The following is a 21,781-nucleotide window of genomic DNA, read 5'->3' as shown; positions in this document are numbered from 1 at the left end:
GATGATCTCGGACGATCTCGACCTGAGGCAGCTCACCGCGGACCTCAAGTCCGCACTTGGACATGGCGAGGCAGTCGGCTACCTGCGCGGCAAGTCGCTCATGCGCGACTGGCTCGTGGAGACGAAGGGGTTCTCCGCACTGGAGGCCGAGGAGCTCGTCGACACCCTGGAGGCTCGCGGCTTCCTCCGCTTCCTGGGCGACCCCGCCGAACGCTCCGTCGCGGACGCTCCGTGGGAGATCACCCCGCACGCGTAGCGGCCGGCTTGCTGCGGGCTAGTCGAAGGTGAGCCAGCCAAAGCGCGGCAGGGCGTGGAAGTCCGGCACGAAGGTGGGCGAGAAGGCCTGGCCCTCCACCACCTTGTGCCGCTCGAGGTGATCCAGCCGGTACAGGTTGAAGCGCCACCGGTCGCCCTTCTTCGGCGGAATGTTCGGCACCTCGGCCAGCCGCGCGATGGGGATCTGCAGCTCCACCGTCCAGCGCTCGTCGCGATCGGCGGGGTTGTCGATCGTCCCGTGCACCTTCACCGCCGTCTTCATCCCCGAGTCCCAGCTCGTGTCCATCCCCTGCCGCCGCGCGGGGAAGTAGGCGTCGAAGATGACGTTGTGCGGGGAGACCTCCAACTCGTTGTATGTCTTCCCGTCCGCGTTGGCGTCGAGGAAGATCTCCACCACGTCCTCGTTGTAGATGGGATCATCCCGCTTGAGCAGCGCGCCCCAGACGTCCGGATCCTCCGCGTCGAAGGAGACGTAGAGGTTCGCGTCGTCGTAGAGCAACCGGGCCTCGGTGCGCAGGGCCACGGGCCGGCCGTCGAGGCTGCCGTGCAGCACCACTGGCGTGGCGTCCTTCCACGCCTCGTCCTCCAGGGATCCGTCAATCACGGGCGGCTTCTTCGCGCGGTGGACCTTGTACTCGGGCAGCTCGGGCTCCGAGCCGAGCGTGGGCCCCAGCATGCGGTTCGAGCCATCGTGGGCGCGTGGATCATCCACCGGGAGCCGCTCGTCGCCTCGCCAGAAGCCGAGCACCACCCGCGCGGGGCTCCCAGGCATGGGAATGGTGTGCGTGTCCTCGAGCACCTTGCCCACGGGCCACATGGCCAGCGGAGCCAGGCCATTCTGGAAGTCGTGGTCGGCGTTCATCAGGAGCTGCCCGCTGGCCGGATCGATGATGTGGACGAAGAACTTGAAGTCCTGCGGAGGCGGGCGCAGCGCCTGGAAGTAGTGCGAGAGCGTCACCGGCTGGCCGGAAGCCGCCTGGGCGGGAGTGACTCGGGAGCCCAGATAGACCACCGCACCGCCTCCGAAGGTGGCCCCGCTGCGGAACGTGAGCTCTGGCGGCGCGGCGTCCAGGGTGTGCAGCTGCGTCTGCTCGGCGGGGGGCAGCTTCTGGGTGCGCGGGCGCGGGCCGGCCTGCTCGTCCCGGCAAGCCGCGAGCATCAGGGTCAGCGTCAGCAAGGGAAGAACCGACAGGGGCAAGGAGCGCATTGAAGGGGTAGAAGCCCAATTGAGCGAGCTGATAGAATATTCTTATGTTCCATCGAAAGCGACTCCGACAGTATATACTCGTGCTCATCGCTTCGAGTTGCGCTCCAGCCAAACCTGTCCCTCCACCAGAAGGCGTGTTGCGCTTTGACCCCGAGAAGATCCCAATGAGTTTCGCAGGCCCAATGCCACACTTTGGGCCGTTCGACTCCCGCAGGGACGCGCTACTCGCTGCATGCCCTCTGCTTCTCTCACAACGAGGCGCAACCGCTGGCCGCAAGGATGGCACAAGTTTTGGCGTGTACTGGCAAGTCTCAACTGAATACTGTGCCTGGGTGTACTACACTCCAGATGACAAGTATGAGATGAGCATGCTGGTGGAGAGCACCGAAACGATTCCACCGGACAACCAGGGCGAGCGACGTTGCAGACTGCCTCCATTCGTAGACGACAAGCGGTATCCGCCGCGCAGCCTCAAATATGTATACCTTGTCCACAACCACCCTGAATTCCCCACCAACATCTCCAAACTGGACATTGCAGGCATTGTCAAGGCGGCAAGAATTCATGGTGCATTTGCAGAGACGAAGGAGGGAAAGGTCCCGCTTGGGATTGTGGCATTCTTCTCGAATTCCCATAACCCCATCTCTGCCTCATGCGATGGCTTCTTTGAGTACAGCCTGGGAAGAAGAACGGAAGTGGTGAAGTGGACGCATGCTGAGCAAGGCCAATGGCTCCAGGAGAAAGCCGGCACTGTTACCTGGCTCAATGAAACACAATTCCAGATCGATTGGAATTAAACTGATTCCTACCGGAACTTGTATTGATTGAGGGATGCGCCATGCGGATAAGAAACCTACCCGTTGGGCTTGCTGTCATGCTCGCTGGCTGTGTGCGGCCTCCATCCCCACCCTCGGTGCCAATCGAGAACGATAAGACGGTTGCCTTCCCACAGTTCTTTGATCGATCTCCGCTTGAGGTTGGCGCGGGAGGGGAGTTGTATGAGTTGGACGGTCCGACGCTTCAGGCCATCATGATCGCTGCCAATGACCGCTTCCCGCATAGCACCAAGGACCAGCCCTGTTTATACAGGCGTGAGGCACACCGGTATCGAGTCACTCGTCAGGGAAACATCATCTTTGTCCGCATTGACGAAGACCTGGATTTCTGCGGTCTAAGCTACCTCATATCGCTGGACTCAGGTGTGGAATATGCCATCAGCGCTGATGGCCGAATCCTGCGGCGCATCTTTGATGGCGAACCCAGGGATGTCTTGAGCCCACCCATGCCCGACGCTGGTCCTCAGGGAACCTCCAATCCCTGGCCTGGGGAAAGGCGGGACGGAGGGACAGGAGCAGCGAGTCCCGTTCCACCTCCTGCTCCACCTGCCGCTCCGGATGCTGGTTAGACAAGGGCCGTCCAGGCGCGCGGACGATTCAAAAGGGGCGTGGACGGACGCGCACGGCAACCCCTTGAATTTCCAGCGCCGCGAAAGGGCACACAGTTTGCTCTGGCCCCTCGCATGCACTTCGAATTCGAGCACCTGGGGACGACCACGCCGTTTGAGCTCGCCGAAGGCCAGCACCTGCTCGGGGGAGGCCCCGAGGATCAGGTGCGGCTGGAGGCCCTTCCGCCCGCCTTCCTGACCTTGCGCATCGAGAGCTCGCGCCTGACCGTGGAGGCGGTGCGGCCCTTCACCGTGAACGCGGTGCTCGTTCCTCCGGGCGTGCCTCGGCTGGTGCTCCCGGGAGAGGTGGTGGGCCTGCCCGAGGAGATGCGCCTCAAGGTCCTCCAGGCTCCCGACAGCGGCACACGCGGCATGGGCACCGCAGCCGTGCTCAAGCACCTGCTGAGCGAGGGCGCTGACCTGCCCCCCTCCCGTGCCCCCACCCTCACCTGTCTCACCGGCCTGGACGTGGGCCGAACCTTCCCGCTGTCCGAAGCGAAGACGGACCTTGGCCGAGGCACCCAGGTGGACCTCCGCCTGCGCGACCGCGCCGTCTCCCGCTCCCACGCGCGCATCCTGCGCGAGGGCTCCTCGTTCACCCTGGTGGACCTCGACAGCCCCAATGGCGTCTACCTCAATGGCCGCCGTGTGAAGGTGCGCACGCCGCTCGCCGAGGGGAATGTGATCGAGCTGGGACAGACGCTGCTGCGCTTCCAGGCCGCCGTGGAGGACACCGCTCCGCCTGCTCCCGCGCTGGCCGAAGCTCCGCCTCCCGTTGAGGCCGCCGCAGCCTCTGCCCTGCCACAGGACGCTCCCCCGAATTCCCTCGCCGGGCCGGCTCGGGAGATGTCTCGGGCAGAGGTGTGGCTCATCGGGCTGGGCGTGGCCACGGCGCTCGCCGGAGTGCTCGTCACCTACGCCCTGCTGAGCTGAGGGCTCACGAGGCCATCGGCCGGAGCCCCGCGCGCTCCACCAGCAACGCGGCGAGCCGCCGGTGGTGCTGGAAGATGCTCGTGAAGTGGACGAACCCGCCGCTGGTGTTGCGAATCGCGTACACGGTCACCGGGCCCGGCATCACGTCCACCTTGCGGATCTCCTGGAAGGAGTAGTGCCGCGTGCGCACCATGCCGCGGTAGGTGACGCCTCGCGCGTCCACGACGATCCGGGTGCGCGCGTAGTACATCAACGACACGCCGAAGAAGACGACGAAGAAGATCACCGCCAAGAACGTCTTCAACGGGACGCCATCGAAGCGAAGCAGATACACGAGCACTGTCACCCACAGCACTCCCGCGGCCGCCATCAACGCCGCGAGGACACGCCGAGGACGAAAGACCTGCCGGCCCACCGCTTCGGAATTACGCCCGTCCATGCAGACAAGCTAAGGCTGGGGTGTGACATGCGCCACCCGTCCGCATGGAATACAACCTGCATATTCAGCGCAGGCGTTCGGCGTTCTGGCGGGCCTCGGCCTGGAGGTCCGGCCGCACGTCCCGGGCGGTGGAGGTGGCATAGCGCTCGTAGAAGGAGCGCGCCTCGGCGTTGCGGCCGAGCATCCGGTAGGACTCTCCCAACCCATAGAGAGGTGAGGCCACGTCCGGTGCCAGACGCAGCGCATATTCGTAGTCCGCCGCCGCCTCGGCATAGCGCCGCAGCCCAATGTAGGCACTGCCGCGAGCGGTGTAGGCCACCGCGAGCGTGGGCTCGAGCTGGATGGTCTGCGTGAGGCTCTGCAAGGCCCCCGAGTAGTCCCGGGCCTGGATGCGCTGGACGCCCTGCTCGTAGGCCCTGCGCGCCTGGGCGCGAGTCGTGTCCGCCACGGGCCCGAAGCCCGGAGCCACGCCCTGCGCCTGGGGAGAGCCCCCCTGCTGGGCAATCCGGGGCTGGGCCTTGGCCACGTTGTCCAGCGCGCTCTGGCGAATGGTGGCATCCGGGGTGAGCTGCGCCACGCGGCTCCAGCGCTCGACGGCCTGCGCGTAGTAGCCGAGCACCGCCAGCGCGTTGCCCAGCTTGAAGAGCGCCTCCACGTTGCCCGGATCCGCGTGCGTCGCGTCCAGGTAGGCGAAGGTCGCCTCGCGGTACCGGCGCTCCTTCATCAGCGCGTCTCCGTCTCGGACGCGGGTGATGGAGAGGCTCGGGTTGGTCTGCAACGCGGGAGCCGCTGGGGCCTCCGGCGCGGGCGTGGCTGGAGCGGGCGGCGTGGCCGCGCTCAGCAGCGCGGCCGTGAGACCGATGAGGATGCAGCGAACCACCATGGCAGCTCCCGGGCGAGGCACTGAGGGGTGCCGTAGCAGAATACCCCCATGCAGCGCGAGAGGGATCCCTCGCGTCAGCTTCGGAAGGGGTTCTGCAGCAGCACCGTCTCTCCGCGGTCCGCCCCTACCGAGATGCAGGTCACCTGCACGCCGCTGATCTCCTCCACGCGGCGCACGTAGCGCTTGGCGTTCTCCGGCAGCTCGTCGAAGGTCCGCACCCCGGCCAGCTTCTCGTCCCAGCCGGGCAGCGTCTCGTAGATGGGCTTCACGCGCTCCAGGTCCTCGTAGTCGCCGGGGAGCTCGGTGATGCGCTGGCCGTCCAGCTCGTAGGCATTGCAGAGCTGGAGCGACTTGAGCCCCGAGAGCACATCCATCTTCGTCAGCGCCAGGCTGCTCAGGCCGTTGACGCGCACCGCGTAGCGCAGCACCACGCCATCCAGCCAGCCGCAGCGCCGCGGGCGGCCCGTGGTGGCGCCGTACTCCTCGCCCACCTTGCGCAGCTGATCCCCCAGCGCGTCGGTCAGCTCGGTGGGGAACGGGCCTCCGCCCACGCGCGTGGTGTAGGCCTTGCTGATGCCCATCACCTTGTCGATGGTGGTCGGCCCCAGCCCCGAGCCCACCGCCGCGTTGCCCGCCACGCAGTTGGAGCTGGTGACGTACGGGTAGGTGCCGTGATCCACGTCCAGCAGCGTGCCCTGGGCGCCCTCGAAGAGGATGCGCGCGCCGCGGGCCACCTGCCCGGCCAGAAAGAGCGAGGCATCCCCCACGTGGGGCCGCAGGCGCTCGCCCAGCGCGGAGAAGTCCGAGACGAGCTTCTCCGCCTCCAGCGTGGGGACCGGCTCGTTGGCCAGGCGGCACAGCTCGCGCAGCTCCTCCAGCACCGCGGGCAGCCGCTCCTCGATGCGCTTGCGCAGGCGCTCGGGTTGGAGCAAGTCCCTCATGCGGATGCCCCGGCGGGCCACCTTGTCCTCGTACGCGGGGCCGATGCCTCGGCCCGTGGTGCCGATGGGGCTGCCACCCCGCGCCTTCTCGCGGAAGGCGTCCAGCTGCTTGTGCCACGGGAAGATGATGTGCGCGTTGTCCGAGATGATCAGGTGCGAGTCATCCTTGAGGAAGCCCTTGGCCTTCAGGCCGTCGATCTCCCCCAGGAGCACCGCCGGATCCACCACCACGCCATTGCCAATGACGCAGGTCTTCCCCGGGTGCAGGATGCCCGAGGGGATCAGGTGCAGGACGGTCTTCTGCCCGGCCACCACCAGGGTGTGGCCGGCGTTGTTGCCGCCCTGAAAACGCACCACGACCTGGGCATGCTCCGTGAGCAGGTCAACGACCTTGCCCTTGCCCTCATCTCCCCACTGCGCTCCAACGACGACGACGTTCGGCATGAGCCCGCCTTAGCACGCACCGGGGGAGGCGTGACAGTGTTCCGCGAAGCCACAATGCAGTGCCTGGCAGGTCGCTCTCTCACGCCCGGGCCATTGCCTACGCAGGATCCCCTGGACGAGGGCTCGCACGGCCTCTCCCAGACGGCCCACGGGCTCCTCCAGCCCTCCGGGGACGGTGAGAAATTCAGGCTCTGGAGTGGGCTCGCCGAGGAAGAGCACGCCCACCCGGACAGGGACTCCGTCGCGCACCAGACGCCTCGCCGCGAGCCCCTGCACCACCAGCTCGTGCGCACAGGCGGCGACGCCGAGCGGATGGCGCTTCCCGGAACGCCAGGCCAGGACCCACGCCTCGCCATCCGGGGTCTCCCACAGCAGATCCATCTCACCGCTGACCGCGGTCCGGCCCTGCGAAGGGCCCGAGGGGAGATCCACCAGGAAGGACAGCTCGCGGTGGATGCTCGCGGCCGGGCTCGAGGCCAGCTTGCGCGCGAAGGGGGACGCGAGGAAGCGCTCCACCATGCTCAGCGTCTCTTCCATCCCTTCTTCATCCGGGAAGCGGCCCAGGGTTCGCAGCAGCTTCTCCAAGTGCCCGCGCCGCTCCGAGGCCGAGGCCTGCGCCATGCGCAGATCCACGTCTCGGAGGAGGAGCGGCACGAGCTGCGCGGAGCCTCGGGTCTCCAGCCAGGTCTCGGGCTCTATCCAAGGCGGCATGCTCCGAGAGGGCAGCTCCCACGGCCGCGCTCCGCACAGCCCCAGTTGATGCACGTAGCGGTAGCGCCGGGGGCACGCCATGAAGTCCTGGAGCGCCGCCGCCGGAGTGATGGCTTCCTCGGGCTCGGGCATGGCGCCCCCCCAGCGGACGCGTTGTACGGCGGCCTCGACGCGGGCCTCCGCCTCGGAGAGATCCTCAGCGCTCGGCGGCAGCGGATCCGCGGGCGGAGGGAGCGCCTCCACGTCCACGTCATGCACTCGCGCCCGGAGCGCCGCGTCCGCGCCCAGGAGCTCGTCGAGCATGATCCACCAGGACTCCGAGGCCCCCCGCTCCGCCGAGCCGGAGAGGATGAGCATGTCCCGGGCTCGGGTGAGCGCCACGTAGAGCAAGCGCCGGTACTCAGCGAACTCACGGGCCTTCAGCTCTTCCTTCACCTGCTCGAAGCGCGACGAGCGGAAGTCCTCCATCCTGTCCGGCAGCCACGGCCTCAGGGCCAGCCCGTGGGTGCGCTCGAAGTGGGCGCGAGCGCTCGTGGAGCGCCGCTTGCCTCCCATCGCGGGCACCACGACGACCGGCCACTCGAGGCCCTTGGCTCGGTGGATGGTGAGGATCTGCACCGCGCGGGGATCTCCAGCGTCCAGGAGGTCGGCCTGCGCCTCCGTGGGATCCGAGTCCGCGAGCAGCCGCAGCTCCCGAGCGAACGCCGTGCATCCACCCGTGCCGCGCTCGTCTCGCCGAGCCGCGAGCGCCAGCAGCTTGTCGATGTTGGCGCTGGCCTGCTCCGCGTACGGAGAGCCCGCCATGGCCTCGCGGTAGCCCGTCACCTCCAGCGCCACCTGGAGCAAGGCGCGGACTCCGAGCCGATCCCTCTCGCGCCGCAGCGAAGGCAGCGCCGCCAGGAAGCGCTCCAGCCGCACCCGCTCACGCTCGGGGAGCCCGCACGTGGACAGATCCTTCTTCACCACTCCCGCCAGCGTCAGCCCGCTCTCGTCGGCCAGCCGGAAGAGCGACGCGTCCGACAAGCCCACGAGCGGCGAGCGCAGCACCGCGGACAAGGCCAGCGTGTCATCCGAGTCCGAGAGCAGAGCCAGCAGCGAGGCCAGATCCAGCACCTCCTGGGCGCCGTAGAAGCCGCGGCCGCGCAGCACCCGATGAGGGACGCCTTGGCGGATGAGCGCCTGCCGGTACACCTCCAGGTAGGTGAAGGTTCGCAGGAGGATGGCGACCTCTCCACCGTAGGCGGGGCGCAGGCGGCGGCTGGCATCGTCCGTCACGCACGGCGTCGCGCCGGGAGCCAGCATCACCCGCAGCCGTTTGGCCAGGGCCTCGGCCTCCATGTTGCGCGCTTCCGCCGTGGAGTCCGCCTCTTGCGGGAGCAAGCGCTCCACCGCGGGCTCCTCGGAGAGCGAGCGCCGCACGGCTGAGAGATCGTCCTCGGCTGGGATGTACTCCACCTCGTAGGGCCGAGGCGGCTGGCTCGTCACGAGCACGCCCGCGAAGGCCCGGTTGAAGAACTCGAGCAGCGCCGGCACCGAGCGGCGGTTGTTGCGGAGGAAGTCCTTCGCGCCGCCCTCGGACTCAATCTTGTTCGCCAGCAGCGTGAAGACGGAGACGTCCGCGCCGCGGAACTCGTAGATGGACTGCTTCCGGTCGCCCACCGCGCACAGGAATGCGGGCTCCAGCGGGAGCACGGCCCGGAGCTCCTCGTCCGAGCGCACCGGCCTGGGCCCACCTTCGCGCTGCTCGGCCAGCAGCAGCACCAGCTCCAGTTGCAGGCGGTTGGTGTCCTGGAACTCGTCCACCAGCAGCGCGCCCATCCGCTCCTGCACCTGCCGGCGGAAGCTGGGGTGGTCCCGCAGCAGATCTCGCGCCTTCACCAGCAGGGCCGTGAAGTCGAAGACGTTGCGCCGGAGGAACTCCGCCTCGTGGCGCGTCTCCACCCGGCCGAGCAGATCGCGGAAGGCCGCCTCGAAGGGCGCGGTCCGCCAGGTGGCGAAGGCATCCTCCAGCCGCGTCACCGAGCCGTCGCTCTTGCCAAACACCAACCAGTACAGCGAGCGGAGGGGCCCCGCGGCGCCCTTGCTCAGCCTCGCGAAGTTGCGGCCATCCGCCAGGAACGCGGCCTTGAGCGAGGGTAGACGCTCCGCCTCGAAGAGGTTGCGCGGCGTCATCCCCTTCAGCGCTCGCTCGCACGCGGCGATCAGCCGGCTCCACTCGCCCTTGGCATCCAGCTCCCGCGCCGTTGCGCAGTGCCGCAACCCCCCCTGGATGACCGCCTCCAGCTCCGCCCGAGCCTCGTCCACGTTCGACAGCGCCGCGGAGGCCGCGCGCAGGCCCTCCTCGCGCATCTTGCCGTAGACCTGCCGCAGCGACGCCACCAGCCCATCCGAGAACCCCGAGCCCGAGAACGTCAGCTCCTGGCACAGCTCGCGGACGAGCGCGTCTCCATCCTCCAGCGCGTCCAGCACCACGCGCTCGCACACGTCCTGCACCAGCCCGAACGCCTCCAGCTCATCGAGCACCTCGAAGGCCGGATCAATCCCCAGCCCCGGCGGCGCGCGGCGCAGGAGCTGTCCGCAGAGCGAGTGGAACGTGCCCACCGTGGCCGCGCTCAGATCCTCGCGCAGCGCGCGCCACATGTCCTGCGAGGGAAACGGACGCCCCAGCCGCTCCAGCGAGGCGCGCAGCTCGGGCTCCTTTGCCTCGCCCTGCACGAGCGCATCCAGGCGGGCCCGCGTGCGAGAGCGCATCTCCGCGGCCGCCTTGTCCGTGAACGTGAGCATGCACAGCCGCGAGGGTTTCAGCGGCCCGGCCGCCTCGCGCGCCCCCGCGAACAGGTGCAACACCATCGTCACCAGGCTGTACGTCTTGCCCGCGCCGGCGCCCGCCATGAGCGCGAGGTTGCGCTCCAGCGCCAGGGGCGACACCACACTCATGCGCTCTCCTCCACCACCCTCCGCTCCGAGATGCGGCACACCGCCCGATACCCGCACCCACCACAGTCCTTCGGCCGCATCCCGAACTTCCCCTGGCGCGCCGCGGTCACCAGCCCCTCCACCGCGTTCGCCAGGTTCAGCCCGCCCTCCTCCCGCAGCTTCTCGCGCACCACCGGATCCGTGGACAGCATGGCCTCGACCTCGGCGTCCGACAGCACCTCCGACAGGCTGATCGTCGTCCCCGTGCGCAGCGAGAACCACGCCGCGTTCCGCGCCTCCCGGTGGCCGCTGGCACGCGCCGCGTAGAGGTACAGCGGGAGCTGGAAGTCCGAGGACAACAGCCGCTCCTTCAGCGCGCGCTTGTCCAGCCGCCCCGACTTGTAGTCGATGACGCCTACGTCCCCCGCGCCCTTGTCCAGCCGATCGATCTTGCCCTCGAAGTAGATGGCCTCCTGGCCCGAGTAGAGGAACACGTCCTGCCACGAGTCCTCATCCGCGCCGGGACCGAACTTCAGCTCGAAGCCCTCCGGCACGTAGCTGTCGAAGGGCATGCCCCGCTGCTCGTCCGCCAGGATGCGCCGCACCATCGCCCGCGCCCGCTCCTTCGCGAGCTGCCACAGCGCCGGGTGCCCCACGTGGTAGCGCGCCTCGAAGTAGGCCACCGCCTCGTCCAGCGACTCGTTCAACAGCGCCTCGGGGATCTCGTCGATCCCCTTGCCCAACAGCCCCTTCTGCTTGAGCCGCAGGAACACCTCTTCCACCACGCGGTGCCAGAACGTGCCGCGCCCGCGTGCGTCGAACTCCTCGCCCGGCTGCTCAGGCTCCGTCACCTTCAGCCCGTACGTCAGGAAGCCCTGGAAGCCGCAGTTGCCGAACTTCGCCAGCGCCGAGGCCGACAGCGGCTTTGTAATGTCGAAGCGGAAGGTCTCTCGCAGGGCCTCGCTCAGCCCCGGCCCATCCACCAGCCCCGTGTAGGCGCCCACCTCGCGCTCGGGGCGCGAGAAGAAGTGCAACCGCTCCTTCTCCACCTGGGCCAGCTCGCGAGCAGCCGAGAACCAGGGCTCTTCCTGGAAGCGCCGCCGAAGGAACGGCTCCGCTACGTCCGGCTCGGTGACGCGCAGCCGCGCATCCGCCAGCGTCTCCAGCGCCACGCGCTGCCGCAGCTCCGCCTCGGTGAGCACGTCGTCCAGCGGAGGCACCGCCATCAGCGAGCGCGCCTCCCACGTCATCCCCGTCAGCCGCCGCACCTCTTCCAGGAACGCGGAGGGCACCTGCTCCTGTCCGCCCGCGCCCGCCACCGAGAAGGACAAGCTCACCCGCTCCTCGGCCACCACGAGCGCGCTGGCGAAGAGGAGCCGATCCTCGGTGAGCCGCCACGGCGCGCGGTCCTCGAACTCGCCGCCCGTGAGGCGGAAGGCCTCCCGCCCCAAGCGCTTGTTGAGTTCGGCGCGGTCCGCATCCCCGAGCAGCACGGAAGGCTCCTCGCGGCCAGGGAAGCGGCCCTCCGTCATCCCCGCGAGGAACAGATAGCCAAACGTCCTCCCGGGCAGCTCACGGACATCCAGCACCTCCACGGCGCCTGAGTCCGGCCCCCGCGCGGGCAGGTGCATGTCGCGCATCACGTCCGCCAGCCAGCGCCCGAAGAGCCTCCGGGACAGCTTCGGGCCTCCGCCTACCTTCTTCAGCGCCCGCTCCAGCTCGCCCACCCGGAGGCGCAATGCCTGGCGCGCGGCATCGTCCCGGGCCCGAGCCTCCAGCGCGTGCGCTCCCAGCGAGCCCTCCTCGCGCGCCTCCAGCGGCCCCTCCGTGTCCTGCAACCCGAGCTGCTGCACCACGCGCCACCACGCCCCGAGCAGCTCCTGCGCTGTGCCCGACTCGGGGATGCGGCGGCACCACTCCATCAGCCGCATGCACCGCTCGCGCAGCACCCGCACCTCGTGGGCCTGCTCGTCCTTGGCGAGCACCATCCGCCGCGCCAGCGCCTCCAGCCTCACGTCGTACGCGCCGCGCCCGCGCTGGGCCCCGAGCCGATCGTCCCGGAGGGCCGCCAGCGTGAAGAGCGTCGCGGGGGCCTGGGGAGCGCCTCGAGACAGCGAGGGGGCGTAGCGGCTGGACACGAGCTCCGCCACGCGCCCAAAGGGGAAGGAGTCCTCGACGAGCAGCGGCAGCTCCAGCGCGAGCCGGGCCGGCCCCGTCAGCGCGAGCGGCTCGGCCCAGGGCAGGCGCACCGGCACGCCCAGCTCCTCCAGCGCCTCGGCCAGCCACCGCGCCTCGGGTCCCGGCTCACGCCAGGCAATGGCAATGCGGCCCGGCGCCACGCCTTCCGAGATGAGCCGGCGCACGTCCCGAGCGAGCTGCCGGGCCTCGTCCTGCGCCGTGCCCACGCTCCACATCCGCAGCGGGCCCGCCGCCGTGGCCGCCAGCGAGCCGCGGGGCTTCTGCGGCGAGAAGAGGTAGCGCCCCAGCTCCGCCAGCGGGCGGGCCTCGAAGGTGAGATCCGCCTTGAAGAGATCCACGTGGCCCACCGTCTCGCCCCGGCTCTCGAAGGCTCGGAAGAGCGAGGCCAGCGCCGCGTCCGCCACCGGAGAGCCTCCCACGGGAGTCTCCATCCGAAGGGAGAGCCGCCGCGCCTCGCATACCCTGGCCAGCGCCAGCAGCAGCCCCAGCCCGGAGGGGCGCACGTCATACACACCGTGCAGGACAATGGACTCCACGTCCTCCCACGCCGTGGGCCACTGCCCCCGGAAGAGCGCCTCGCGCGAGCCGCGCAGCACGTCCTCGCGATCCGCCAACCCCAGCTCGGCCATGCGCCGCTCGTAGGCGTCAAACAGGCTCGCCAGCACCCGCGCTCGGGAGCGGCGCTCGGGCGGGAGAGACTCCGCGGCGTCCTGCAGTTCACGCGGCGTGAGCCGGCCCGCCTTCATGTCGAGCACCAGCTCCAGCGCGGCCCGAGCGAACGCTGGCTCGTTGACGAAGTCTCCGAAGGGCGTGTCCTCCAGCCCCTGCGCCAGCGAGGCCATCAGGACGCGCGAGGTAGAGGCCGGACAGGGGCGTCGATTGAGCTCGCCTGCTCCACCCAGGGCGTTGACGAAATCGTCCCACGTGAGCCAACCCGATCCGAGCACCAGGCCGCGCTTTTCCCGTGCGGCGCGCAGCACTTGCTGGCGCCGCCCTGCGTCGGGGAAGACCTGGAGGGTGCGGACGGGACGAGACATTCCGTAGGTGGAGTGTAGAACGTCCCAGGTGCCGCCGCTTATGCTTGTTTCGTGCTTTCCTCTTCCTGTGTTCTGGCGTTCGCTTCCCTGCTCGCTGCATCCCCCGTACCCCAGGACGCCCTCCCCTCGGCCGAGGGAGCGCCCATCGCACATGAGCTCCGGTTCGACTGGACCCGGGATGGCGTCATCACCGGCGTAGGAGGGGTGCTCTGGATTGGCAGCGAGGCCCTCCTCAAGAAGCAACTGGCTCCCGAGTCGTGCCGCTGGTGCGACCGGAATCCGGATGGGACGGACTCGCTCAACCGCCTGGATAAATGGGGGCGCGGCCTCGCCGGCTCCACCGAGGAGCAGCGCAAGCACGCCGACACCTGGAGCAACGTGGTGGACTTCGCGGTGCTGCCCGTGGGCGTGCTGGGAACCCAGTACGCCCTGTCCCAGGGCAGCGGCGCGCCGCGGAGCTTCTTCGCTCAGGACGCGGGCATCATCATCGAGACGGCGGTGCTGGCCTCCGTGCTCAATCAGGCGGTGAAGTTCACCGCCGGCCGCGAGCGCCCCTTCGTCCACGTGCTGCCCGAGGACCAGAAGCCCCTCACGGCCAAGCCGGAAGACAACAACCTCTCCTTCTATAGCGGGCACACGAACCTGGCCTTCGCGCTCGTGGTGTCCGCGGGCACGGTGGCCGAGCTGCGCGGGTACAAGAACCGCGCGTGGATCTGGGCGGTGGGGCTGCCGCTGGCCACCACCGTGCCGCTGCTGCGCATGGCGGCGGACAAGCACTACCTCACGGACGTGATCACCGGCGCGGTGCTGGGCTCGGCGTTCGGCGTGGCGGTGCCCCGGTTGTTACACGGACGGTTGAACGAATCCTCGAGCGCGCTCTCGCTCCGGGTCTCGGGCGGTCCTCGAGGCGCGGTACTCTCGGGCCGCTTCTGAGCCGGGGCTGAGCTCCAGCCCAGGGGGCTTCATGACTCGCACGGGCGTTCCAGAAGCGGAGCAGGCGCGCACCGAACCTCCGGGCCTTCCGTCGCCGCCCCCGACACGGCCGGGGCTGGCCGGCGGGCTCTTGACGGCGCTGGACTCGCTGCTCTCGCCAGCGCTTCGCCAGGGCTCGCCGTCGGACCTGGCGCGCAGCCGGGTGATGGCCGCGGCCACCTGCTTCATGTTCCTGTTCGCCGTGACGGCGCTGGCGATGTTCCCGTTCTCGGCGACCAGCATCATCCTGGCCCTGGTGGGCCTGGGGTATGGGGCGACGGCCGTGCTGATGCGCCATGCCACCTCTCACGAGCGCCCGGCCCTGCTCCTGTGCGCGTCGCTGGCGTTCGGTTGCATGATCCTCCCCTTCTTCATGAAGGATGTTCCCTACGTCGGGACCCACGGCGCGCTCACGCTGCTGCCGGCGATCTCGGTGTACCTGATGGGGGCTCGCAGAGGGTTCTTCCTCACCCTGCTCCTGTGCCTCGGCGACGGCCTGCTCTATCCCCTCTCCTACCGCTATCTCGGGCCGGGCGCTCACGCGGCTCCGGGCGAATTCTTCTGGCCTCTCTATGGGGCGATCATCATCGCCCTGCTGGGCTCCTGGGGGCTGAGCGCGCTCCACAGCGCCGCGAGGAGCGAGGCCCAGCACTCCCTGGAGCAGACGCTCGCGGTCCTTCGCGACAGCGAGAGCAAGCTCAGCAGCCTCTTCGAGAGCACCAATGACTTGATGGCCTCGCTCGATACGGAGGGCCGGGTCATCACCGCCAACTCGGCGGCGAAGAAGGCCTACCGCATCCGCTTTGGCCAGGAGCTCCAACCGGGGCAGTCCCTCTTCCACGAATCGGATCCCCAGCTGCGCGCGGACTGGATGCCACGGCTGGCCGCGGTGCTCGAGGGCAAGCACCAGCGCATCGAGGAGGTCTACACGCACCACGGCGTCCGCCTCACGTTCGACACCAGCGTCCACCCCATTCACGGCGAGGGCGGCCGAATCACAGGCATGACGATCGTCGCCCGCAACATCACCACCCGGAAGGAGGCCGAGCTCCGCCTGGGAGAGATGCACCGGACCCTGGTGGACATCTCCCGCCAGGCGGGCATGGCCGAGATCGCCACGGGGGTGCTCCACAACGTGGGCAACACCCTCAACAGCGTCAACGTCTCCACCACGCTGGTCATGGAACAGCTGCGCAAGACCCGCCTCGCCGGGCTGGGCAAGGCCTCGGCCCTGCTGCAGGAGCACGCCGCCCAGCTGGCCTCGTTCCTCACCGAGGATCCCACGGGCCGGAAGCTGCCGGCCTACCTCTCGGCTCTGTACACCCAGCTCCAGGAAGAGCACGAGCACATCCTCAAGGAGATGCGCTCGCTGAGCGACAGCGTCGCGCACATCAAGTCCATCGTCAGCATGCAGCAGAAGCACGCCCGCTCCGCCGGAGCCGTGGAGGAGCTCGCCGTGCCCCAGCTCATCGACGAGGCGCTGCGCCTGCACGCCCTGTCCTTCGGGCGCATGGGCATCCAGGTCGAGCGCGACTATGCCGACGTGCCTCCCCAGCTCGTCGACCGGCACCGGTTGCTGCAGATCCTCGTCAACCTGCTGAGCAACGCCCGCGACGCGCTGATGGCCAGCACCACCCAGGACAAGCGCCTGCGCATCTCGATCCCGCCCATCGAGGAGGGGCGGCTGCGGATCCAGGTGACTGACAACGGCATGGGCATTGCCCCCGAGAACCTGCCGCGCATGTTCTCGCAGGGCTTCACGACCAAGAAGGAGGGCCATGGCTTCGGCCTGCACATCAGCGCCCTGGCCGCCATGGAGATGAAGGGCCGGCTCACCTGCTCCAGCCCCGGAGTGGGCCAGGGCGCCACCTTCACGCTCGAGCTCCCCGTGGAGGCTCCGGCCGCCTGAGGAGCGCCGCTTCCCGGCTCAGGGATGGGCGCGCGTCGAGCCGCGCGCCTCCGAGCGCCCTTCCCGCGAGGGCTGGGCCAACAGCGCCGCGCCAATGGCCCCCCCGAGATCTCCCAGCTCCGAGAGCCTCACATCCGGAGGCCGCTGCGGGACGAAGAGGTGGGGCCGCATGGCCTCGGCGATGCGCTCCACGTACGGCTGGCCCAGCCGCGTGCCCAGCCCTCCGCCGATGATCACCGCCTCCACATCCAGCAGGTTCACCGCGGACGCGACGCCCGCCCCCAGCATCCGGATGGCCCGGGCGATGAGCCGCTCGGCCAGCCCATCCTCCTGCTTCAACGCTTGCAGCCAGATGCCACTGCTGAGCCGATCCTTGCCGTGCTTCTCCATCAGGCTGAACAGCTTCGTCTTCTCCCCGCGCTCCGCGGCCTTGCGCGCCCGCCGCTCCATCGCCGCCCGGCCCGCGTAGGCCTCCATACAGCCTCGCCGGCCACACGAGCAGCGCGCTCCACCTCGCCGAACAACCATGTGGCCGATCTCCCCCGCCGCGCCGCGCCCCATCCAGCGCCGCCCGGCCAGGTAGATGCCACCGCCCACGCCCGTGCCCCACCACACGCCCAGCAGCGACTGATACGGGCGCCCGGCCCCGAGGCGCGCATCGGCCGCCACGGCCACCTGCACGTCATTGCCCAGGAACACGGGGACGTTGAGCTTCTTCGAGAGCACCTCGGCCAGCGGGTGGGGAGCGTCCCACCCGGGGAGGTTGCCCGCGTGCAGCAACACGCCCGCCACCGGATCCACGGCGCCGGGAGCGCCCACGCCCACCCCCGCGAGCTCCGAGGGCTTCAACTTCACCATCCGCGCCGCCTCCTGGAGCGTGCCGAACAGCTCCTCGAGGATGGCGGGCGGACCTCCCTTCTGCGGGGTGACGCGGCGAGCCTGGCTCAGCACATTGCCCTGCTCGTCCAGCAGCACGGCCTGGATCTTCGTCCCACCCAGGTCGAGCCCTCCAAACACACGCTTCTTGTCGCCGCCGCGCATTAGGTTCTTCCTCCTATCCTTCGCGACGCTACTACCCTCAGGCACACGCGGAGATGGGCCCTGGAGCGCTGCGAGCTGTCCGCTGCCTGACGCCGCCGTAGGCCGCTGTAGGGACTCCGCCCCTTCTCAGGAAAAGGAAAAAGCAGGAACACCTGCTAAGCCCCTTGAGACCTACAAAACACGTTCCGTACAGTGATCCGCACAATTGCCGCTCTTGTTGTATCCAAGCAGAGCAGAGACCACCGGCCTACTGGCCTGCATGTCCGGGGAGTTGATGATGAAGAACGTTCTTGGAGGCGTAGTTGGGGCGCTCGTCGCGCTGTGCGCGCTGCCCGCCGCGGCCCAGAGCCGCACCCCGTGGCAGATGCACAACGGAAACGAGGTGACGGCCTCCAACCCGCTGGGCCTGCTCCGCTTCAACTGCACCCCGTCGCGGCACGGTGACAACTGCGAGTACAACGTGGCCAGCGTCCCGGCCGCGTCGGATCCGGACTGGACGGCGGCGCCCAACGGGGAGACGGTCGGATTTTCCGTCTACCCCTCGCGCGTGTGTCAGGCGCCCAATACCTGCCTGGCCTACGGCGACTTCACCTACTTCCAGACCTTCGTGACGGTGCCCTCGAACGTGGCGGTGACGACGTTCACCATCACCTTCAACGGCATGGATGATGGCTCGCGGGTGACGGTCTACAACTCGAAGTATCCGGGCGGCCTGGTGATCCCGGGCAGCTACGTGTACCTGGGCGGCTCGGGCACCGCGAACCTGGCGGAGTACGTGAAGTCCGGCGAGATCAACCGCGTGGTCATCACCCAGGTGGATGACTGCTGCATCGAGAACCACCTGCAGAGCGCGGCGGTGGTGCTCAACGGCCAGGTGGTGAGCACCGCCTGCTCCAGCGCCGCCAGCTGCGATGACGGCAACAGCTGCACCACGGACATCTGCAACACGGACGGCAGCTGCAGCCACGCGGTGCTGGCTTGCGTGAACAGCCAGATGTGCGGCCCCAACCCCAACTCCAGCAGCAGCAGCAGCAGCAGCAACAGCACCGCCAGCGCCTGCACGCCGAACCCCTCGGGCCAGCCCACGCTGGTGACCAACGGCGACCTGGACATGACGCTCGAGTGCGGCGAGACCACTTGGACGGATCCGGGCGCCCAGGCGTATGACGCCAGCTGCGCGCCCATCACCGTGCACTACTACAACTCGGGCCACGACACCGCCGGCCCGGGTCCGGCCACGTGCGCCGAGGGCCTCTACAATGTGCAGTACATCGCCTGGGATGCGCAGGGCCAGACGGTGAGCGCCATCCGCAGCGTGACGGTGAACGACACCAAGCCGCCGCAGCTGGCGCTCAAGGGCCCCACGCACATGGTGCACCAGTGCGGCACGCAGTGGGTGGAGCCGGGTTGGACCGCGTTCGACACCTGCTACGGCGACATCACCCCCGAGGTGCACTGGGAAGGCGCGCCGAACGGCTGGGTCGAGGGCGTGTACAACGTGACGTACACGCTGACGGACAGCGGCGGCAACAGCGCCGCGCCGCTGACGCGCACGGTGGAAGTGGTCAACTGCCCCTGGTAGCCGCGCCACGCGGGAGGGGTTGAACAGCCAGGGCCGGGCGCGCTGAAGTCAGCCGCTCGGCCCTTCGCTTTTTGGTGCCCAGGTGGCGGCGAGGTAGGTGCGAGTATACTTCCGGCAGCCATGGCTATAGCCAAGTACCCGTCTTTACAGGCAGTGGTTCTGGTGAGGGGAGATCTGACCGGTCAGATCTGGGGGGTAGATCTGACCGGCAGGGTTGGTCAGAATAGCGGATTGAGGCTGGCGGCCTGGATTCAGACTTCTAACTGGTTAGAAGTCCGCGACCGCTCGGATCCAGACTTCTAACTGGTTAGAAGTCCGCGACCGCTCGGATCCAGACTTCTAACTGGTTAGAAGTCCGCGACCACTGCTTGGATGCAAACTTTCAACCCAGTGAAAGTTCCTCACCGCCGGATCCAGACTTCTAACCGGTTAGAAGTCCGCAACTGTTCCGATCAACCCTGCCGGTCAGATCTACCTCCCCCCAGCAAGCCGCCCGGCCGGATTGAGGCGGCAGCCCACCTGTGTGTACTTCGCGATCGCCGTGGGCGGGGCTTTCAGCGAAAATCGGCGCCCCAATGCCGACACCCGAGGCTGCTGCCCGCAAGAACATTGACGCTGCGCTCCAGAGCGCGGGTTGGCACGTCCAGGACTTCACCGAGCTCAACCTCTCCGCCGGACTCGGGGTGGCCGTCCGCGAGTTCCCCCTGGCACGCGGCCACGGCAAGGCCGACTATGCCCTCTACGTCGCCGGGAAGCTGGCCGGTGTCGTCGAGGCCAAGAAAGAGGGCACCCTCCTCACCGGCATCGAGGTGCAGTCGGAGAAGTACGCGCGCGGCGTGCCCTCCGGCATCCCCGCCCATGCCACCCCGCTGCCGTTCCTCTACGAGAGCACGGGCGTGGAGACGCAGTTCACCAACCGCCTGGATCCGGAACCCCGCCGCCGCCGCCTCTTCCACTTCCACAAGCCCGAGACACTGGCCGAGTGGCTCGACCCGGAGCAGAACCCACCCCCGCTGCTCCCCCTCGAGAACGGCAAGCCCGCGCCGCGCAGTCTCCTGCCCTCCACCCTGCGGCTGCGCCTCCACGAGCAACAAGCAGCTCAACTTCGTGCAGCACATCAAGACGCTGCTGGAGGTGAACGGGCGGGCGGCGGTGGTGGTGCCCGACAACGTGCTCTTCGAGGGCGGAGCGGGGGAGACGATTCGCCGCAAGCTGCTCCACGAGTGCGACGTGCACACGCTGCTGCGGTTGCCGACGGGCATCTTCTACGCGCAGGGCGTGAAGGCCAACGTGCTGTTCTTCGAGAAGAAGCCGGGCCGGGAGAAGCCGTGGACCGAGAAGCTCTGGGTCTACGACTTGCGCACGAACCAGCACTTCACGCTGAAGACGAACCCGCTGAAGCGGGGGGATCTCGACGAGTTCGTGGCCTGCTACCAGCCGGAGAACCGGCACCAGCGCAAGGCGACGTGGTCCGAGAAGAAGGCTCCGGAGGGGCGCTGGCGCTCGTACGGGTACGAGGAGCTGCTCCAGCGGGACAAGGTGAGCCTGGACATCTTCTGGCTCAAGGACGAGTCCTTGGAGGACTCAGCGAACCTGCCTGCGCCGGATGTCATTGCCGGGGAGATTGTGGACGACCTGCGGGCGGCCCTGGAGCAGTTCGAGGCGATCCAGACGGACCTCTCGCGCATAGGAGGGACTGGGGCACGTTCAAGAGCAGGAGGTGGGAGCCGAGGGACCGAGGAGGGCCACTGACGGGTGCGCGTCAGAAGAAGACACCGTCCAGTTTCTCCAACACAGCCTTGATGGCTTCCGGGGTGGTGCCTCTCCGTTTGGCGAGTTCTGGCGCTGAGTACGTTATGGCCACGGTTGAGGGGGGATCATCCGCGAAGCCTTCCACGCAGATGTCACCGATATCTCCAGGCCAGGGAAGGGCTCTCAGTTCCCGCCACCTGCGCACGGGGTCGAAGAGGGTGAAGCATGGCCAGCGAGGCAAGCGCAACGTGCGGACGTCACAACCGAGAAACCGCGATGCATCTACGGACGCCTCAGTGAAATCGCAGCCCTCAATGCTTGCCTCTCCTGGAGAGGATGGACTCTCCCCAAAATCATTGCCGCTAAAGCGGCCCTTGAATCGACAGCCTTTCAAGTGAACTGAACGCCATTGGAAGTTCTTCAGCACTCGCTTGACCTCAATCGTGCAGTCGATGAGCTGAGTCCGCGCGATCACCAGATCTCGCGCGGGAACTCTGATGACGAGGGTGCAGTTCTTCAGCGTCAGATTGTGACCCAGATAATAGACTTCAGTGGCGCTATCTAAAACGAGTAGCTCGTTCACGATCTCTTGGTCGCTGAACTGAATCATGACACTCCTGGACTCTTTCACTCTAGGCGCTCAAAACGTGATGAGCCGGAAAAACTCCTCCGCCATCCGCCGCCCGTGCAACTCCATGTTACTGATGGTACCTGAAAGCACCTCGTACTTGAGCCCTGTGGCAGGATCAACTGCGTCAACGCCGGTTTTGCTCCAGCGAAGTGCTGGGAATTCGTCTCTCAGCATCTTCTCGACCCACTGCCCCCGGAACATGCGCTCCATGAGGTTGGCTTTCATGTGCTCGCCCTTCTTGAGGGCTTCACCAATGGCTTCCTTTTGTTCACGAGTCAGATCGCTGCGGCTCCACTTCCTGGCCAAACGCGGGGCGGCCTCCTGGAGAGCATCTCCCACTGGATCCCTGGGCGGTATGTCCCGGACGGACCTGTTCGCTGGCACGTGCCAGCGCTGCCCGTTGAACGCAATCTGCCGGTTGCCTCCCTGGTGGCGGATGATCTGGGTGGCTCCCTCCTGCTCCT

The 21,781-nt window shown here is 68.1% G+C and carries 16 protein-coding genes and 1 pseudogene; 7 read left to right on the top strand and 10 right to left on the bottom strand.

What is annotated here, in order from left to right; translation table 11 throughout:
* Nucleotide 1: 1 nt before the first annotated feature.
* The gene (locus ACJ8AT_RS30485; RefSeq protein WP_407741450.1) at nt 2-256 is read left to right on the top strand and encodes a hypothetical protein; all 255 of its coding nucleotides are present in this window, start codon (nt 2-4) and stop codon (nt 254-256) included.
* A gap of 18 nt (nt 257-274) precedes the next feature.
* On the opposite strand, the gene ACJ8AT_RS30480 is transcribed toward ACJ8AT_RS30485, so the two are convergent.
* Complete coding sequence (locus ACJ8AT_RS30480; RefSeq protein WP_407741449.1) at nt 275-1,483, bottom strand: carbohydrate-binding family 9-like protein; 1,209 nt, start codon at nt 1,481-1,483, stop codon at nt 275-277.
* A gap of 368 nt (nt 1,484-1,851) precedes the next feature.
* Between ACJ8AT_RS30480 and ACJ8AT_RS30475 the strand changes: the two genes are divergently transcribed.
* Together ACJ8AT_RS30475 and ACJ8AT_RS30470 are read left to right on the top strand one after the other, a co-directional pair.
* On the top strand, nt 1,852-2,280 hold the full coding sequence (locus tag ACJ8AT_RS30475; RefSeq protein WP_407741448.1) for a hypothetical protein: 429 nt from the start codon (nt 1,852-1,854) through the stop codon (nt 2,278-2,280).
* 722 nt (nt 2,281-3,002) lie between these two features.
* Nucleotides 3,003-3,860, top strand: coding sequence for an FHA domain-containing protein (locus ACJ8AT_RS30470; RefSeq protein WP_407741447.1), 858 nt, complete (start codon nt 3,003-3,005; stop codon nt 3,858-3,860).
* Nucleotides 3,861-3,864: 4 nt separating this feature from the next.
* On the opposite strand, the gene ACJ8AT_RS30465 is transcribed toward ACJ8AT_RS30470, so the two are convergent.
* The 5 genes from ACJ8AT_RS30465 to ACJ8AT_RS30445 all read right to left on the bottom strand — a co-directional run bounded on the left by ACJ8AT_RS30465 (nt 3,865) and on the right by ACJ8AT_RS30445 (nt 13,430).
* Nucleotides 3,865-4,299, bottom strand: a complete 435-nt coding sequence (locus ACJ8AT_RS30465; RefSeq protein WP_407741446.1) for a PH domain-containing protein — start codon at nt 4,297-4,299, stop codon at nt 3,865-3,867.
* A 64-nt stretch (nt 4,300-4,363) separates the two neighbouring features.
* Nucleotides 4,364-5,182, bottom strand: a complete 819-nt coding sequence (locus ACJ8AT_RS30460) for a tetratricopeptide repeat protein (RefSeq protein ID WP_407741445.1) — start codon at nt 5,180-5,182, stop codon at nt 4,364-4,366.
* A 74-nt stretch (nt 5,183-5,256) separates the two neighbouring features.
* Nucleotides 5,257-6,567 carry an adenylosuccinate synthase gene (locus tag ACJ8AT_RS30455; RefSeq protein WP_407741444.1) on the bottom strand — a complete coding sequence of 437 codons (1,311 nt, stop codon included), beginning with the start codon at nt 6,565-6,567 and terminating at the stop codon, nt 5,257-5,259.
* Nucleotides 6,568-6,576: 9 nt separating this feature from the next.
* Nucleotides 6,577-10,215 carry a UvrD-helicase domain-containing protein gene (locus ACJ8AT_RS30450; protein WP_407741443.1) on the bottom strand — a complete coding sequence of 1,213 codons (3,639 nt, stop codon included), beginning with the start codon at nt 10,213-10,215 and terminating at the stop codon, nt 6,577-6,579.
* Nucleotides 10,212-13,430: a PD-(D/E)XK nuclease family protein gene (locus ACJ8AT_RS30445; protein ID WP_407741442.1), complete on the bottom strand. Its 3,219-nt coding sequence runs from the start codon at nt 13,428-13,430 to the stop codon at nt 10,212-10,214. Before ACJ8AT_RS30445 ends, ACJ8AT_RS30450 begins: the two co-directional genes overlap by 4 nt.
* A 51-nt stretch (nt 13,431-13,481) precedes the next feature.
* On the opposite strand from ACJ8AT_RS30445, the gene ACJ8AT_RS30440 reads away from it, so the two are divergent.
* Together ACJ8AT_RS30440 and ACJ8AT_RS30435 are read left to right on the top strand one after the other, a co-directional pair.
* A complete protein-coding gene (locus ACJ8AT_RS30440) occupies nt 13,482-14,363 on the top strand; it encodes a phosphatase PAP2 family protein (protein WP_407741441.1) in 882 nt (293 codons plus the stop codon).
* Between the two features lie 31 nt (nt 14,364-14,394).
* Complete coding sequence (locus tag ACJ8AT_RS30435; protein ID WP_407741440.1) at nt 14,395-16,311, top strand: ATP-binding protein; 1,917 nt, start codon at nt 14,395-14,397, stop codon at nt 16,309-16,311.
* A gap of 18 nt (nt 16,312-16,329) precedes the next feature.
* Here ACJ8AT_RS30435 and ACJ8AT_RS30430 read toward each other — a convergent pair whose 3' ends face one another.
* Nucleotides 16,330-17,352, bottom strand: a complete 1,023-nt coding sequence (locus ACJ8AT_RS30430; protein ID WP_407741439.1) for an ROK family protein — start codon at nt 17,350-17,352, stop codon at nt 16,330-16,332.
* A 277-nt stretch (nt 17,353-17,629) separates the two neighbouring features.
* Between ACJ8AT_RS30430 and ACJ8AT_RS30425 the strand changes: the two genes are divergently transcribed.
* Entirely contained in the window at nt 17,630-18,934 is a 1,305-nt protein-coding gene (locus ACJ8AT_RS30425; protein WP_407741438.1) for an immunoglobulin-like domain-containing protein, read from the top strand.
* 554 nt (nt 18,935-19,488) lie between these two features.
* Here the strand turns inward: ACJ8AT_RS30425 and ACJ8AT_RS30420 are convergent.
* Nucleotides 19,489-20,028: a hypothetical protein gene (locus ACJ8AT_RS30420; RefSeq protein ID WP_407741437.1), complete on the bottom strand. Its 540-nt coding sequence runs from the start codon at nt 20,026-20,028 to the stop codon at nt 19,489-19,491.
* A gap of 13 nt (nt 20,029-20,041) precedes the next feature.
* On the opposite strand from ACJ8AT_RS30420, the gene ACJ8AT_RS30415 reads away from it, so the two are divergent.
* Nucleotides 20,042-20,686: a class I SAM-dependent DNA methyltransferase gene (locus ACJ8AT_RS30415; RefSeq protein WP_407741436.1), complete on the top strand. Its 645-nt coding sequence runs from the start codon at nt 20,042-20,044 to the stop codon at nt 20,684-20,686.
* A gap of 10 nt (nt 20,687-20,696) precedes the next feature.
* On the opposite strand, the gene ACJ8AT_RS30410 is transcribed toward ACJ8AT_RS30415, so the two are convergent.
* Complete coding sequence (locus tag ACJ8AT_RS30410; RefSeq protein ID WP_407741435.1) at nt 20,697-21,296, bottom strand: hypothetical protein; 600 nt, start codon at nt 21,294-21,296, stop codon at nt 20,697-20,699.
* Nucleotides 21,297-21,326: 30 nt separating this feature from the next.
* Nucleotides 21,327-21,781: pseudogene (locus tag ACJ8AT_RS30405) on the bottom strand (hypothetical protein); the annotation flags it as partial.

It is taken from the genome of Hyalangium sp. (assembly GCF_045802625.1).
Taxonomy (GTDB): domain Bacteria; phylum Myxococcota; class Myxococcia; order Myxococcales; family Myxococcaceae; genus Hyalangium.
Note: the sequence above shows the minus strand (reverse complement) of the source record. Positions and strands in the feature narration are given on the sequence as shown.

Excerpts from the sequence above, each read along its gene's own strand:
- ACJ8AT_RS30475 (WP_407741448.1), top strand. The coding sequence starts at position 1,852 with ATGCTGGTGGAGAGCACCGAAACGATTCCACCGGACAACCAGGGCGAG.
- ACJ8AT_RS30410 (WP_407741435.1), bottom strand. The coding sequence starts at position 21,296 with ATGATTCAGTTCAGCGACCAAGAGATCGTGAACGAGCTACTCGTTTTA.
- ACJ8AT_RS30470 (WP_407741447.1), top strand. The coding sequence starts at position 3,003 with ATGCACTTCGAATTCGAGCACCTGGGGACGACCACGCCGTTTGAGCTC.
- ACJ8AT_RS30455 (WP_407741444.1), bottom strand. The coding sequence starts at position 6,567 with ATGCCGAACGTCGTCGTCGTTGGAGCGCAGTGGGGAGATGAGGGCAAG.
- ACJ8AT_RS30425 (WP_407741438.1), top strand. The coding sequence starts at position 17,630 with ATGAAGAACGTTCTTGGAGGCGTAGTTGGGGCGCTCGTCGCGCTGTGC.
- ACJ8AT_RS30480 (WP_407741449.1), bottom strand. The coding sequence starts at position 1,483 with ATGCGCTCCTTGCCCCTGTCGGTTCTTCCCTTGCTGACGCTGACCCTG.
- ACJ8AT_RS30450 (WP_407741443.1), bottom strand. The coding sequence starts at position 10,215 with ATGAGTGTGGTGTCGCCCCTGGCGCTGGAGCGCAACCTCGCGCTCATG.
- ACJ8AT_RS30435 (WP_407741440.1), top strand. The coding sequence starts at position 14,395 with ATGACTCGCACGGGCGTTCCAGAAGCGGAGCAGGCGCGCACCGAACCT.
- ACJ8AT_RS30430 (WP_407741439.1), bottom strand. The coding sequence starts at position 17,352 with ATGCGCGGCGGCGACAAGAAGCGTGTGTTTGGAGGGCTCGACCTGGGT.
- ACJ8AT_RS30485 (WP_407741450.1), top strand. The coding sequence starts at position 2 with ATGATCTCGGACGATCTCGACCTGAGGCAGCTCACCGCGGACCTCAAG.
- ACJ8AT_RS30460 (WP_407741445.1), bottom strand. The coding sequence starts at position 5,182 with ATGGTGGTTCGCTGCATCCTCATCGGTCTCACGGCCGCGCTGCTGAGC.
- ACJ8AT_RS30465 (WP_407741446.1), bottom strand. The coding sequence starts at position 4,299 with ATGGACGGGCGTAATTCCGAAGCGGTGGGCCGGCAGGTCTTTCGTCCT.
- ACJ8AT_RS30445 (WP_407741442.1), bottom strand. The coding sequence starts at position 13,430 with ATGTCTCGTCCCGTCCGCACCCTCCAGGTCTTCCCCGACGCAGGGCGG.